This is a genomic window from Nanoarchaeota archaeon, from assembly GCA_018897155.1.
Taxonomy (GTDB): Archaea; EX4484-52; EX4484-52; order EX4484-52; family LFW-46; genus LFW-46.
This window is the reverse complement of the sequence record JAHILE010000021.1, coordinates 1-14,318: the sequence shown is the minus strand read 5'-3', so window position 1 is coordinate 14,318 and position 14,318 is coordinate 1. Positions and strand designations below refer to the sequence as shown.

18 protein-coding genes and 1 tRNA gene are annotated in these 14,318 nt (G+C 41.4%); 11 read left to right on the top strand and 8 right to left on the bottom strand.

Going from position 1 to position 14,318, the window contains the following annotated elements; all coding sequences use genetic code 11:
- Positions 1 to 137 precede the first annotated feature (137 nt).
- Together KKB09_02265 and KKB09_02260 are read right to left on the bottom strand one after the other, a co-directional pair.
- Positions 138 to 377: a DUF357 domain-containing protein gene (locus tag KKB09_02265; GenBank protein ID MBU4300019.1), complete on the bottom strand. Its 240-nt coding sequence runs from the start codon at positions 375 to 377 to the stop codon at positions 138 to 140.
- Positions 378 to 395: 18 nt separating this feature from the next.
- Entirely contained in the window at positions 396 to 713 is a 318-nt protein-coding gene (locus KKB09_02260; protein MBU4300018.1) for a hypothetical protein, read from the bottom strand.
- Positions 714 to 864: 151 nt separating this feature from the next.
- On the opposite strand from KKB09_02260, the gene KKB09_02255 reads away from it, so the two are divergent.
- On the top strand, positions 865 to 1,539 hold the full coding sequence (locus KKB09_02255) for an HD domain-containing protein (GenBank protein MBU4300017.1): 675 nt from the start codon (positions 865 to 867) through the stop codon (positions 1,537 to 1,539).
- Positions 1,540 to 1,819: 280 nt separating this feature from the next.
- Here KKB09_02255 and KKB09_02250 read toward each other — a convergent pair whose 3' ends face one another.
- From KKB09_02250 to KKB09_02235, 4 genes are all read right to left on the bottom strand, one after another.
- Positions 1,820 to 2,305: a chorismate mutase gene (locus KKB09_02250; GenBank protein MBU4300016.1), complete on the bottom strand. Its 486-nt coding sequence runs from the start codon at positions 2,303 to 2,305 to the stop codon at positions 1,820 to 1,822.
- A gap of 90 nt (positions 2,306 to 2,395) precedes the next feature.
- Positions 2,396 to 3,823 (bottom strand): ATP-binding protein, encoded by a 1,428-nt coding sequence (locus KKB09_02245; protein MBU4300015.1) that lies wholly within the window; start codon positions 3,821 to 3,823, stop codon positions 2,396 to 2,398.
- A gap of 552 nt (positions 3,824 to 4,375) precedes the next feature.
- The gene (locus KKB09_02240) at positions 4,376 to 5,845 is read right to left on the bottom strand and encodes a site-specific integrase (protein ID MBU4300014.1); all 1,470 of its coding nucleotides are present in this window, start codon (positions 5,843 to 5,845) and stop codon (positions 4,376 to 4,378) included.
- A gap of 60 nt (positions 5,846 to 5,905) precedes the next feature.
- Positions 5,906 to 6,093, bottom strand: a tRNA-Asp gene (locus KKB09_02235).
- An 88-nt stretch (positions 6,094 to 6,181) separates the two neighbouring features.
- On the opposite strand from KKB09_02235, the gene KKB09_02230 reads away from it, so the two are divergent.
- From KKB09_02230 to KKB09_02220, 3 genes are all read left to right on the top strand, one after another.
- Entirely contained in the window at positions 6,182 to 7,492 is a 1,311-nt protein-coding gene (locus KKB09_02230) for an amino acid permease (GenBank protein MBU4300013.1), read from the top strand.
- A gap of 45 nt (positions 7,493 to 7,537) precedes the next feature.
- Positions 7,538 to 8,185, top strand: coding sequence for an MBL fold metallo-hydrolase (locus tag KKB09_02225; GenBank protein ID MBU4300012.1), 648 nt, complete (start codon positions 7,538 to 7,540; stop codon positions 8,183 to 8,185).
- A 110-nt stretch (positions 8,186 to 8,295) separates the two neighbouring features.
- Positions 8,296 to 8,637, top strand: coding sequence for a hypothetical protein (locus KKB09_02220; protein ID MBU4300011.1), 342 nt, complete (start codon positions 8,296 to 8,298; stop codon positions 8,635 to 8,637).
- Positions 8,638 to 8,831: 194 nt separating this feature from the next.
- On the opposite strand, the gene KKB09_02215 is transcribed toward KKB09_02220, so the two are convergent.
- Positions 8,832 to 9,770 (bottom strand): hypothetical protein, encoded by a 939-nt coding sequence (locus KKB09_02215; GenBank protein MBU4300010.1) that lies wholly within the window; start codon positions 9,768 to 9,770, stop codon positions 8,832 to 8,834.
- A gap of 104 nt (positions 9,771 to 9,874) precedes the next feature.
- Positions 9,875 to 10,639, bottom strand: a complete 765-nt coding sequence (locus KKB09_02210) for a hypothetical protein (protein ID MBU4300009.1) — start codon at positions 10,637 to 10,639, stop codon at positions 9,875 to 9,877.
- A gap of 92 nt (positions 10,640 to 10,731) precedes the next feature.
- Between KKB09_02210 and KKB09_02205 the strand changes: the two genes are divergently transcribed.
- From KKB09_02205 to KKB09_02175, 7 genes are all read left to right on the top strand, one after another.
- Entirely contained in the window at positions 10,732 to 11,049 is a 318-nt protein-coding gene (locus tag KKB09_02205; protein MBU4300008.1) for a hypothetical protein, read from the top strand.
- A 56-nt stretch (positions 11,050 to 11,105) separates the two neighbouring features.
- Positions 11,106 to 11,876: a CRISPR-associated endoribonuclease Cas6 gene (cas6, locus tag KKB09_02200; protein MBU4300007.1), complete on the top strand. Its 771-nt coding sequence runs from the start codon at positions 11,106 to 11,108 to the stop codon at positions 11,874 to 11,876.
- Between the two features lie 38 nt (positions 11,877 to 11,914).
- Positions 11,915 to 12,154: a hypothetical protein gene (locus KKB09_02195; protein MBU4300006.1), complete on the top strand. Its 240-nt coding sequence runs from the start codon at positions 11,915 to 11,917 to the stop codon at positions 12,152 to 12,154.
- 70 nt (positions 12,155 to 12,224) lie between these two features.
- A complete protein-coding gene (locus KKB09_02190; protein MBU4300005.1) occupies positions 12,225 to 12,848 on the top strand; it encodes a nucleotidyltransferase domain-containing protein in 624 nt (207 codons plus the stop codon).
- On the top strand, positions 12,832 to 13,341 hold the full coding sequence (locus KKB09_02185; protein ID MBU4300004.1) for a DNA-binding protein: 510 nt from the start codon (positions 12,832 to 12,834) through the stop codon (positions 13,339 to 13,341). The genes KKB09_02190 and KKB09_02185 overlap by 17 nt, the downstream gene beginning before the upstream one ends.
- 93 nt (positions 13,342 to 13,434) lie before the next feature.
- Entirely contained in the window at positions 13,435 to 14,001 is a 567-nt protein-coding gene (locus KKB09_02180; GenBank protein MBU4300003.1) for a hypothetical protein, read from the top strand.
- Positions 13,979 to 14,317 (top strand): calcium-binding protein, encoded by a 339-nt coding sequence (locus KKB09_02175; GenBank protein ID MBU4300002.1) that lies wholly within the window; start codon positions 13,979 to 13,981, stop codon positions 14,315 to 14,317. The genes KKB09_02180 and KKB09_02175 overlap by 23 nt, the downstream gene beginning before the upstream one ends.
- The last annotated feature ends 1 nt before the right edge of the window (position 14,318 follow it).

Below are 14,318 nucleotides of genomic sequence, written 5' to 3'. Positions count from 1 at the left end.
TTTCAACCCGATAACGTTTGTGAATGGTTGAAAAAGCCGAGAGCGAACGAATTTTGAGGAATTGAAGGAGTCCTCAAAAGCTGAGAACGCAAGTGAACAGAGTTCGCGAACGGATGCGCAAATTTTAGGCAATTTCTTTATTCAAGGATTTTTGTCTCGCGCCCGATTTCAATCCACGCCCATGCCCAGATTACTGCTTCAAAGGCGCGAACATAGTCCTTTTTTTTCGAGAAATATTTTGTGTCGTTAAGGTACGCGGCGATGTTTTTTGCGAAATCAGTTCCCTTCGTTCCTTTGGGCTTTGTCTTTTTGAATTCTGCTTCTGCTTTTTTCAGCCATTTTTTTGTTTCTGCGATGAGCTGAGTTTCGGTTGACATGGCGATTCCTTTTTTGAATTATTTGCTGAATTTATCTATGAGCATGCCCAAAGAAGAGCCGAGAATTAAATTCATAATCAGAACCGGTATTAAGCTTGCCGGCTCTTTCCAGCCGATTATAAATGCCAACGGAATAAGCAGAACAAGGGAGACGGCCACGCCCTTTAGCGCGCCTTTCAGTTTAATGTCGGAAACCGCAATGAAAAATCCTGCGGCAATCCAGAATGAAAACGCAGAAAGATTAGCATCCCATGTTAAGTTTTGAAGAAGCATCGGAATGACGTCAATTATCCCTGCAATGGCTCCAAGCAAAATACCCAAATGAATTCGGTCCATATATTCTATTGGCAGTTCCTGTTTAAATAATGCATCTCTTTGAAAGAAGTTGCGCATAACATGGCAGGTTTGGATTTGCTGGGAGTTGTGCGAAATTCACTTCGCCCCGCCTTTATGGATATTTATATTTTCACTAACTACCTCTTAGTATATGGAACAAAAATTTCAAAAAATCAAAGAAGCTGTTGAAAAAGAACTTTCCTGTTCTGCCCATAGTATGGACCATATTATGCGCGTATATAATTTATGCTTACACCTTGCAGAAAATGAAAGTGTTGATTCAGATGTTCTGAAAGCTGCTGCTTTATTACACGATATCGCACGGGTTAAAGAAGATAATGATTCTTCTGGAAATACGGATCATGCAGTTTTAAGTTCGGCAATGGCAATTCCTATTCTTAGGGATGTGGGCTTTCCGATAGATAAAATAAGGCATATTCAAAATTGCATTATCTCTCATAGATACAGAACAGGAAGCGAACCACAAACAAAAGAAGCCCAAATTCTATTTGATGCCGATAAATTAGACATTCTTGGCTCAACCGGAATTGCACGGTCTTTTATGATAGCAGGACAGTATGGCGAAAAAATTTATTCGGATACTCCTGTTGAAGACTACGTTAAAGATAATCTTGTTGGCGGAAAAATGAATGGGCGGATTAAAGAAATGTTAAAACATGCTCCAAATCTTGAGTTTGAAACAAAAATTAGGCATATTCCCGATAAATTGTACACTAAAAAAGCAAAGGAAATTGGCAGACAAAGATTAGAATTTATGACCGGATTCTTTGAACGACTGAAAAAAGAAATAAACGGCAAATTATAGGCGGCGGCGTGGAATGAACTTTCGTTCGCTTCGCTCGCTCCACCCAAATTTTGCCTTCGGCAAAACTTCGCAAAACCGCTGACGTGTACCTAATCAAATAAAATCATTTTCATAATATCTCATTTTCTTGTGGCACATGCAGTTGCAGCGGCCCTCGCCGACAATTTCTGGAAGATTCACAAGGCAGCCGCAGTCAGGGCATATTTCGCGCATAGGAACACAGCGAATTATGGGATTCGCGCGGATTTAAGGATTTTGATTGATTATCGGACGCTAATTTCTAAAGCAGCTTTTCCTGTACTTCTCTTGTTTTTTTGACAATTATTTTGAATATTTTTCTTGCGGTTTCGGGCGGAATTCCGCATCTTTTTGCGTCTTTTTCGGCATTATTGTAAATTTCTTCTTCACGTTTGAGGTCGCATAGCGGCATATTTGATTTTATTTTCAATCTGGCTGCTTTGAGCCCAAGGCTCATCCGCTTTTGCAGAAGCCCAAGAATAGTTGCGTCAATTGATGTTGCTTTTTTGCCGATCTTCATATTTTCGCACAGGATTTCAAGAATCGGAAGATACAATTCTGCGCGCAGATTTGCCTCAATATATTTGCTTTTTTCAGAGTATTTTGCCGAATTAAATCCGTATTGTTTTCTTTTTGCCAAAGCCCCGATAATTTGCTTTCCAAGAATGTCGAGCTCATCGCGCGTCTTTTCCAGTTCGGGCACTCCGGCATTTTTGCATGTTGAGAGGAAGGCGCGCATATGTTTCATAGAAACGGTTGAATATTGAGATTTATATTTTTGATGGAGACGCGAGGAATTTCGCGCAAAGAAAGAGATGATGCACGTGCTCTTCAAAAATCACGCCTTCCCCAAATCCTTCAGGTCAAAAAGCATTACGTTCTGCTCTTTGATTTTCTCCTTAAACGACTTTGCGAAAATCGCGTAATGCTCCTTTCTTTTCTCATTGTTCCATTGCACGAATTTAGTTTTTTCCTTCAATTCGGCCAAAATCTTTTTAGCATCAACATTATCCTGCCATTTGCATTCGCAGAATAAAATCTCTTTTGTCTGTTCGTTCAGGGCAACAATATCTATCTCCGCAATCTTCCGCTCTTCATTATCGCGATACGGGCCCCACCATGTCCCGATTTTTGAGAACCTGAACGGCATCGTGCCTTTAGCGTTAAGCTCTGTGAAGAATTCGCGCCCCACAAGCTCAAACTGCCTGCCTTCATAGCGCACTAAATCCTTCTTAATTATGCCAACAAGCTCTGAGAAGTTTTTCCCTTCAAAAAGGCTGATGTTTCTGTGAATATACCTGAACCAGAAGGCCATCACCGGATTTCTAATTACATACGTGCCTTTTCTGGTTTTTTCCGGGTCTTCGGTCACAGGAACAATGCGCCCCACCATCTCATATTTCTCGGTCAGATCATTCAGGTATCTTGTGATTGAAGTCATATTGCGCCCTGCATAAGTTGCGATTTCATTCAGCTTTGTATGCCCTGTGGCTATGGCTTCTAATATCGTATAGTATGTGCCCTTCTTTTTGCCGAATTCCTGCCTCAGAACATCAAGCACTTCAGAGCCAAACGGCGCATTTTCTCTCAAAAATAGATACGTCAAAACATCCATCAGCGGCTTTCCATTAAGCTCAAAATCCTCTATTGCAACATAGTATTTCGGTACGCCGCCAAATATAGAATAGAACTCCACAACATCAGATTCTTCTTTATAATCAAGAATGCCAAGCATGGCCTTTGTGTCTTTGTATGACAATGGCGCGAGCTTTATCTTAGTCTTTATCCGGCCATAAAGCGGAGCTTTCATATCCTCAAACGTCCTCTTAATCATTTCGATAATGGAGCCGGAAAATATCATGAGCATTGGAACGTCTTTATTCTCGTCAAATTTTCTTTGGAATACTGAGAAAATGGCGGGATATATTTCCCTGAAGTTCTGGAACTCGTCAAAAACTACAATCATGTTTTTGCATTTCTCAAATAAAACATCGGCGAAATTCTCCCAGGTCTCAATCCTGACAAGAGGCTCGATGATCTTTCTTCTCTTTAGCTCCTCTTCGTATTCGCTTAGAAGCGCCTTTGACGTTTTGTTGTCATAGACGAAAAAGTATATAGATTCCTTATCCTTCGAGAACTCCTTAATGAGTTCTGTCTTGCCTACTCGCCTCATTCCATAGATTACTACGGAAAAAAGCCTTTTCTTTGAAAAGGCATAGCAATCCTCAAGCTCTTTAAGCTCAACATGGCGGTTTATGAATCTCATAGTATTCACTTAGTGTATTATGTACTTAGTGAATATAAATAGTTTTCGGTCATTGATGCCGCGAGTATGCAGGTTTCACAGGATGAAGGCGCGCAATGCAAGAGTTGGCGCGCGCCATAAAGCAGCCAATAATGCATAAAATAATGGCATAATTCACGCTCAATTTTCTCGCGCACAGGTGTACTTTTGACCCCATTAAGCACTCTTCAGTAATATCGTAAATCACGTAAGCTCCCTCACGGCTGTCGCCAGGCCCAAAAACGTAATTCTGCATCAAAATGCGATGCTTGAAACGTTATTCCCGTAAATTCAAACCAAAAGACGACATAATATGCTATACATGCAATGCCGTTACAAAGGCGCGCGTGAATTTGTGTGTGGCTCAAAGATAATTTTGATACAGCGCCATAAGATACAGCACATTGTGGAATAGACAAAATCGATAATTCTGCACGGACATCAAAGCAGTTACGTAACGAGGACATGCTCACTCATCCGCGCATAATGAGTAAGCATACCTGTTCTCTTTAGCACATCAGGAAAGCTACGTTCTTATACGGCATTTCCTATTTTGTCCTTTCCACAAACCTGCGTTATTGATGGAGGCTCCTTGCTATCCGCGGTATTTCCTGCTGCCTGGGCCTTCTCCAATTCCTCGCCAAGCGTCTTCAGTAATCGAGGGTTATTTTCGACAAAATCTAATAGCTTCTTAGATCTCGCCTTATACTCCAACTCATCTTCCTCTTTTATTTTTACTTCAATGGCTGCTTCAAGACTTAGGCACATTCCACAACGTGAACAGGTAGCTGCTCCGTAGCCGTTCGGATGGCTGCACTTCGGGCATACGCCGGTCGGCTCAATTTTCTTCTCATCTTCAGGCAATCCGTTAGCTCTCTTTACTCCATCAAGCAAATCATCGTTGTTCAAGTGATTATAGACCCGCGCGCAACGAGTATCCGCAGAGTGTCCCATAACTCTCTTTGCCAGCGCCTCGCCAATTGTTCCGTATAGGATTGTCGCCCCGCTATGCCTGAACAGGTATCCATATATCCGCTTTTTGATTCCGGCTTTCTTTGCTGCTTCTTTCAGTATTTTGTTCAGATATTTAAGGGAAATAACTTTGCCATATAATTTTTCAAGATTCAAATTTGCTTCGCAACGAGAACACAAAGGGTCTGTTCTTCCGTTTGAAGATACCTGTTGCTCAGGATGCAATAGCTTTTCCAGATCATTTTGGCGTCCGCAGTTCCAACAGATGCCTTTATGCTCTTCAGGACGAATCCTTTTTTTCATATCTGTTGTGACTATCCATAACGGATGTTCTGGATCGTTCTTGAATGGATGGTTATCAACCCATGCGCGAAGCAAATCATGGCTACGCACTAAATATACTTCTCTATCACCATTTTTCTTTTCCATTTTTCCCCGCACTCTTATGACTGCATAGTCTTCAAAAAACGAAACATCTTTTATCCGCATTCCTAAGAATTCACTTCCCGGGCGGATAGCGCCTTCATGTAATGAGGACATTGCGCCCTTGTGCATTGTGTTTGGCGTGCTGTTAATCATCTTTGTTAAGTCTTCTTCGGTGATTAGATCCTCTTTTGATAATTTATTTGGCGGTGTGCATCTTTCTATCCAGCGCACTTCTATAGGCGCTGGATCTGTTTTAGGGACATCGCGCATCCATCTGAAAAAGCTTTTAAGAACAGCCTTAATGGTCTCAATAGTCCACGGACTATAATGTTTGTCCAGAATCTCAGCCATTATTTTCTCCACATCTTTTTGCGTGGCTTTTTTTAAGTCATCTGGCGCGTAGGGAGCTATTCTATAAAGCGATTGAAGTTGTATTTCAATACGGCATTTGCTCAGATGCTTTGACCTCGATTTTTCTCTAAAGTCCAGAAGAAGCTGTTTATTTGTTTCACTGATTGCTTTGTTATTTTTCAAGCGATTTATCAGGTTGTCAATCTTTCTATCTTGGTTATAGATCAATTCTCTTAAATCTTCTTTAGGTTTCATACGGCTCAATTCTCCGGCAGGGTATTTTAAACCCCGCTATAAATTGAACCTTTCCTCTTACGCCCAGGCCGGGATTTTCGACAGTGTCCGGATTTTTGGCCTCAACAAAGTTGAGGTCATCGTTTTTTCTCTTTCTACCCGGACTTGTCTTTCTCTTTTTTTTGAAAAAAGAGAAAGAAACCGACTGTGCTCGAACCCGGATCAGAGGCGTGACAGGCCTCTATACTAGCCGGTTATACTACCTGAGCGCGTTTTTAACTCATTATTCTTCAAATGTAATCTTTAAATATTAATCGACTCTAAACCATATATAAACGCAGCGCCAATAATTATTTGATGAGATCGCGATTTATCCGCCAGCATCTGAAAAAAGAGCTTACGCTTTTTGATGCAGTGGTCTACGGTATGGGCATCATAATAGGCGCGGGAATCTATGCCCTTATCGGAAAAGGGGCAGGGCTTGCGGGAAATGCGCTCTGGCTGTCATTTGTGATTGGCGGCTTTGTTGCATTATTTTCAGGATTTTCATACGCTGAGCTTTCTTCAGCATTCTCAAAAGACGCCGCAGAATATAATTTTACAAAGCACGCAACACGAAACAGAATGTTCTCTTTTGTCATCGGATGGCTTACTATTTTTGCAGGGATAGCGGCAATGGCTACTGTTTCTACAGGATTTGCCGGCTATTTTCATAGCCTTACCGGGCTGCCTGAAATACCAGTTGCTGTGGGGTTGCTTTTTTTTTGCATGGTTGTAAATCTTCTCGGCTTGAAATTCTCAACACGGCTTGTTGTCCTGACATCAATAGTGCAGGTTATTGGCCTTATGTTTGTAATCTCTCTTGGGATGACATATATTGGAAAATTCGGTATGGCGGACATTTTTGATTTCAGCAAAGGAATTGAAGGTATTGTGGCCGCTTCATCGCTTATGTTTTTTGCCTACATCGGTTTTGAAGGCATCGCTAACATGTCTGAGGAAATCCGCAATTCGAAAAAAGTTGTTCCAAAAGCGCTCATAATTTCAATAATTGGCGCGACAGTCATCTATATCCTTATCGCAATTGTGTCCGTAAGCATGGCGGATTATGGGGCTCTTGCAGTTTCTGAGGCGCCTCTTGCTCTTGCCGTATCAACAGCATCGGTAAAACTGGGGTATGCTATGCCGACAGGCTTTTTGTTATCTATAATCGCGCTTTTTGCGACCGCAAGCACGGTTCTTATCGGCAGCATAATGACATCGAGAATACTTTACGGGATGCGCGAAGACCATTCATTTCCGGAATCTCTCGGATACATACATCCGAAAAACAACGTCCCTTATATGTCCGTATTAGTGACATCGATTTTTGCAATAGTTCTTGCTGCCGTAGGCAACATAATGCTTCTTGCAAATCTCACCAACTTTGCGATATTCGCGGCATTTTTTTCAGTCAATTTTTCGCTGATTATTTTGCGCACAGACGCATCATTCAAGCCGAAATTCAGGGCGCCTTTATCAATCGGAAACATATCAATTTCAGCTGTTGTCGGCGCGATATCCTGCGCAATACTTTTGTCGAAATCAGGCAATACTGCAATAACCTACGGGAGCCTGATAATGCTCGCAGGAATAATTTATTTCATGTCGCAGAACGAGAACCCCTGATTAGGGCTTTTTAAGAAATTTAAACTGCGGAATTCAATTATCCGTATGACTCTTGTTTTGAAGAATATAACTCTGGATTGGTTCGGACACTCATCATTTAAGATAAATGCCGGAAAGATAATTTATATCGACCCGTATATCCTTCCGGAATACACGCAGCAGGCAGACCTAATTCTCGTGACTCATGAGCATTATGACCATTTTGCTTTGCCAAATATAAAGAGGCTGATGAAGCCGGAAACTATTATTATACTGCCGGAAGCCTGTGCAAATTCTTTAAATTATATGGATCTGCTGAAGGCAAAGGTAAAGACGCATCTTGTGCATCAAGAAAGCAAGCTTGTTTTCGGAAACATTGAAATAGAGGCTGTGCCGGCATACAATATCGAAAAGCCGTATCATCCTCAAGGAAAAGGCGTCGGCTACGTTCTTGGCTTTGGAAGAATCAAGATATATCATGCGGGAGATACTGATTTAATACCTGAAATGTCAAATCTTGAGAAGCTGCAGATTGAGGCTGCTCTTCTTCCAATGGGCGGGCAGTTTACAATGAATGAGGAGGATGCTGCAGAAGCAGTGCGCGTGATCCGGCCGAAAATCGCAGTTCCTATGCATTATGGAAAAATTACTGGCGGCGACCCCTACAAATTTGAGAAGCTTGTCGGCGCAGTAAGCAAAGTCAAAGTATTCTAATCTATTGATTTCTTTGCCTGAAAATGGCAACTCTGTCCGAAAATCGGGCAAAATCGAGATACCCAAACGGATATAAAGCCTCTGAACCAATACATTTAAGGTGAATCTGAATGAAACTTGAACAAATAGGAAGTTATGCATTTATTGGCGGTGTCGTTATCGCCGTAGTTGCAAGTCTTGTGACATTGAATCCGACCTACGTAACCGAAGCACTAGTTGTTTTGGGTATTATCGTTGGTTTGATAAATGTGACTGATAAGGAAACCGGACCATTCTTGCTCGCTGCAGTGTCTATGGTTCTTGTTTCATCCCTTGCGGGAACAGGAATTCAAGCAGTGCCAGTAGTTGGCGAAATGCTTAATAAAATTCTTGTAGGCATTATGACATTCGTCACTCCTGCAGTGATTATTGTCGCTTTGAAACAGATTTACGGCATTGCAAGAGATGCTTAAATCCAATACAAAACGTTAAAACTAAATTTTAATTAATTAACAAAAAGCCCCCGAAAGGGGGCGTTTTATTTCTTTCTTGAATTTATTATCATTTTTATATCATACTAAGCACATAGTAATCAGAAAATCTTCATACGCGTGTTAAGGATTCCAGGAAACCCAATATTGCGCGCGATTTTTTTCTTTAGAAATTCTTATTTTTCCCCTGCCTGTATTGCCATGATGTCTTCGAGGCTGAGCTTCTTTCCTTTCTTGAATTCAGCTAAAAGCTCATCTGATTTTTCCTTGAGCTCTTTTCGCGTTGCGGCATCGTATGTATCGCGGTGCTTTCGGGAGATTCCCTTTGCATCAAGGTACTCATTATGCGCTTCGTCAGCTGCGGATTTGGCTTCCATAATACTTTTTGTCAGTTCAGGAAGTATGTCATCCATTTTCTTTATATCTTCGAAAATTGCAAGAAGTTCTCTGTGATATATCTCGCTTTTTTCCGAGTGCTCCATAACGAGCTTGTGTATGTCGCGCGCCTCTTTTTCAATTATGCGAACCGCTTTCCTTGAGTTTTTCAGTTCGTCTTTTTTATTTGTGTATGTGTCCATTGATTTTAGCTCGCGGCGAAGGGCATTTATTTTGCCCCACAAAGCGTCTTCCGCCTTTGCGTTGAGGTGCTTTGTCTGGACATCCCATTCAAGGCGCTTGATTTCTTTTTCTATGTTCTTTGGATTCTCTAAGCTTGCCCGCTTTATCTGATTTAATTCCTCGCGAATTTTGTTCAGGGCGTCACGCTCTTTTTTGAGCCGCTCATTAACTGCGTCGCGTTTTGCCTTGTATCCTTGTATTATCTTGTTCTCTGCATCTCTTTGCGCTTTTTTCTCCCTAAGATCGTTGCGCAGCTTTTCAAGGCCTGAGTATGATTGCTTGCTTTCAGAAATTAATTTCTTTACGGATTCATTGAGATCATCGCGTTTCTTCCTCAGTTCAGCTGACTTCGGGCTTTCATTTCGGTTGCTTTCGGAATTATTCGCATTATTTGTGCCAGAAGTGTTTTCAGTTTTAACCGTATTCGGTTTACTTGCTTCTTGTGCGCCAGAATCCGCCGCGTTCTTTTGTTCTTCAGTATTTGATGTTTCAGGCATTATTATCATCGTTTGTGATTATTGAGTATATGTGATTTTTTGCAGAGAAATTAAATACATTCCCTTTCATCACTCTCTTTTTTTGTCTCGAAAGGTTTAAATACCTAACCATTGACTCCCATTATCTTTAAAAAGTAAGTTGAATAGCTGCTGAAAAGCACGTAATTAAATGCAAGCGAAGTCACAACAAATGTTGCGGTGTTGCTTATTGAATAATATTTAAACCAGAATATTATTGACATCAGAATAATATATACTGCTGTAAGAACCATTCCGGTAACCATTATGCTTGAACCTGCAAAGAACGGAAGCAGAATTCCCGCGGCAATGTAGCCCGCATTCGGCATTATGACATTTGTCATATCGTATTGTCCCCGGATAATAGAGCCCAGTGTTGATGATAATACACCTACTGCGATTCCAGCGAGGGGGTGGTACGCGATTCCAACCAGTACGGTAAAGAAGAGGCACATGTCAAAACCAACAACAGTCGGAATAAGTTTTTGTATTAGTTTTGACATCGCGGCGATAAGGATGAAAATAATTGCAAGAACGGTTCCGTGCAGGTAAAAAAATAATTGGGTGTATGATAGAAGCGTGATTAAGACTGCAACAGCAACTCCGGTCATGGCAACAGCGCGTCGATCATTGCTCTTTTTCGACAGGGCAGACGCCACGCGGCGATATGCTTTCTTAATCATGGTATATATTGTGCTTTCGCCTTCAGCATCATCATATTCTCCTGGTCGTGCATGCACACGGCTTGAAAGCGCGGATTTGACTTCGGCAAGCCGCTCGCTTTGCTCTTTTGGTTTCTCTTCTTTTTCTCCAAGGAGTGATGTTATGAGTTTTGAAAAAAAGCCGCCCATATCTAATAATTCGCGGATGATGCTTAAAAAGCTAAATCAGCGCAAAAAGCCGTCTTCTAAACGCATAAAAAGATTCTGTGTTTATATAATGTATGCCAAAGAATGCGCTTCTTGATGAACTGCTGAAATCAGATCGCGAATCCGCGCGAAAGCTTAATGAGCTCTTAAGCATAATTGCAAGGAACAGGAGCGTATACGAAACTCAAAGAGATCCTGCAATCGCGCAGCTCTGGCTTGCGATTGTTGAGATTTACGCGCGCCAGGAAAAGCTTCAGAGGCAGGTTTCGCAATTGTCAAGGCCTGAAATTGCGGTATCAAAAGAAACGGCTTCCGCGCGCATAAAAAAACTTCTGAAAAATAAAAAAGACGGTTCCGACAATGACATTCTTGAGACGCTGGATAATTATTGACGCTGGCAATCGAATATGCGATAGCTTTAAATATATCTTCTTCTTCATAGAAGTTTATGCGGCTCTTGTTCCGTTTAAAGTCCCTGAAAGATTGCGCTTACGAAATGAAATACCACGCCAAAATGCAGGGCTTTTTCTATAATTTGCTGAGGAACGCAGGCAGTGATTCGCTTCATGACAAGAAAGGATACAAGTTTTTCTGTTTTTCGAACATATACCCGATAGCTGCTATGGGTGCAGGCGAGTCAAGAAATTTGCTTTTTTCTTCACCTAATGAAAAAATAATTAAAGCTGTTCAGGCAGAAATCGAAAATTTGAAGGAGAAAGGCGCGCCCGTAAATATCGGAGACATGTCCTTTGCGGTTACAGGAACGTCAATTATTAAGCCGAAACTTTCTGGCGGCGCAACTATCATTGCCGCCACTCCGATTACAATAAGAATTCCGGAGAAGAATTATGATTTGTACGGCATCCCGCCGGCAGAGAGAAAGAAAAATTATGTCTATTGGCGGCCTTCTATTGACTTTAGCGCGTTTGTGAAGCAATTGAACGAGAACTTGTTCAAGAAGTATAATGAATATTATAGTACTGCGATTGACGAATTTCCAGTTTTTGAGCAATACCGCTACAAGAAGCCGGCGGCAAGCTACATTATCGAAGGCGGAAAGGAATATCAGGTTGCCGGATCAATCTGGGAGTTTTCGTTTTCATATATGTCCGAGGAGCAGAGGAAGCTTTTGGAGTTCGGGATTGAGTGCGGGTTTGGCGAGCGGAATTCGTTGGGGTTTGGGTTTATGAATATTATAAAATCTATCGGCAATGCATAGCGCAATGGTTTATAAGCGCTTAGATATACTCAAATCATGTGGGGCTAATGAATAAACAAAAACATGATAAAGACCTCGGCTTTTGGGCAGACGGTTCTTTTATCGAATCAATTAGCGGGGAGGAAACAGAAGAAAAAATGAAAACATTTCACAAAAAGCATGATGAGGACATGAACTTCAACTGCAAGAAATGCAGCAAGAAAATCTCGGCGCATAACAAGGATTGGCACAACGGGATGTGCGACGATTGTTTCCATAAAACGTATTTTCACGATTAAACGCCAGAAAGTGGCGCAATTGCGCCAAAAAGTGGCGTAACTATATAAATATGCTCAACTAAGCACAGGTATGGAAAAATTATCTGCCGAAGAAAAGATATACTTTGCATTTTACGAAACAAAAAAGAAACTGCTTTACTATAATCAACTAAAAGTGCATACAGGTTTATCTGACAGCTCTTTACAGAATGCGCTAAAAAAACTGAAGAAAGAAACGGCATCAATTCGGGAAAAAGCGAACACGTTTTATCTTCTAAAATATAAAGCTAAGGCAAAAATCCTGTTCAGTTTGTTCGATTGCGAACGGCTTGAGCGTTTGAACATAGATGTAAAGGCGCCGGTTAAAAAGTTTTTGGCCGAAATGCCAAAATCCCTGTCATTCGTGATTTTATTCGGTTCAGCGTCACGAAAACAGGAAAAAAACGGAAGCGACATAGACCTGCTTGTTGTCCTGCATTCGTTTAAAAACAAGAAGCTTCAGAAGCTGTATGAAGAGGAAATAAAGGCCGCTTTTGAGCAAATCGAAGAAAAAATAAGCGCGTCAAGCATATATCCGCTAAATATTTTTTACACAACCCGAAATTCATACGCTAAAGGCGGTAATCGCGTTGTAATTGAGGCAAAACAGAGCGGCTTTTGCATCAGCGGCAATATGGATTATTATGAGGTTATGCTGAATGAACCCGCAAATTAAATTATGGCTGGAAAATAAGGACGCTCTGGAGAGAAGCTATCGCCATTATCTGGATGCGGGCATCATCCAGAAAATCCCTGCCAGCGAAAACCTTGTAAAAGCCCATATGGAAAAATCAGACCACAATATTGAATTTGCTTATTCCCTCATAAAAGAAAATAAGTTTCCGGATTGGGCGATTACTGGTTTTTATTATGCGCTATACCACTCAAGCCTTGCGCTTCTCGCAAAAAAGGGCTTTGCTTCAAAAGACCATACTGCAACCGTATGTTTTTTGATAAAGCACTATGTGGAATTTTCAAAAGAAGAAATAGAGTTATATGATGGTCTTTCGCTTACAAGAAATGAAATACAAATATATACGGACATCAAAAGCGAGCGGCAGAAAGCAAGTTATTCTACTAAATTGCTTTTTGATATTGAACATATAAAGCAGCTTCGCGAAAAAGCAATACATTTTATCAACAAGGCAAAATCAATGCTTGAAAGATGATATGACTGATCGCAAAATCTCTGAGGTGTATCGGCAATGCATAGCGCGCGGATTTATAAGCGTTTTAATGCAAGCAGAAAGTGGGTGGAAGTGATGGCGGAACTTGCAGAACTCAGGCGGCGTTTGGAGCTATCTGGAAATAAAGAACTTGTTAAGCTCATTCTTGAACTTGCAAAGCTTAGAAAAGATAATGCGGCGTGGCTTGAAGCAAAACTATGCGGTAGCGAAAAGCACTCGGAATCAATTGAGCATTATAAACAAAAGATATTAAGTGGATTTTACAAACGTAGCGGATGGCCGCAGTTAAAGCTGTCTGAAGCGAAAAGAGCCATCAGCGATTTTAAGAAAGCTTCAAAAGATAATGCTCTTCTGATAGATCTCATGATATTTTACGTTGAGACAGGAACTGAGTTTACCCGTAAGTACGGAGATATAGACGAACGGTTTTATTCAAGCATGGAGACGATGTATGACGATGCGGTCAAGCTCCTTAACAGAATCGGGGATGCCGTTCTTATTGATAAGTTCAGGCAACGGTTAGAAGATATTGTAACAAAGACAAAAGGGATGGGTTGGGGTTATCACGATACTCTTGGCGATATCTATGAAGAATTAGGAAGCAGTAGCGGTGAATCTTATGGCCAAAAGTCCTCAAAATAAAGAAGCCGAATACGAGAAAATGCTCGAAGAGGCAACTGTCGATTGTTACGGCGAGGAGGAAGAGTTTTTAGGTGTTTTATGCGCGCTTGAAGACAATTTGAAATTTCCGTTCGACGCGATTGTGCTTGTCCGGCCTGTAAAGATTGTCGGCGTCGATGCCAAAAAAAGCAGCTTGCGCGCAGGGATTGTGATGAAGGCGCGGATTGACGGCTGCGCGAAAGAGCAGAGCGCGGCGGTGTTTATGGTTGATGTTGCGGATAAAGGCTCTGAGAATGAAAAATGGTTGGAATGGGCGAAGTGGTGGGGGAGAAGGTGAA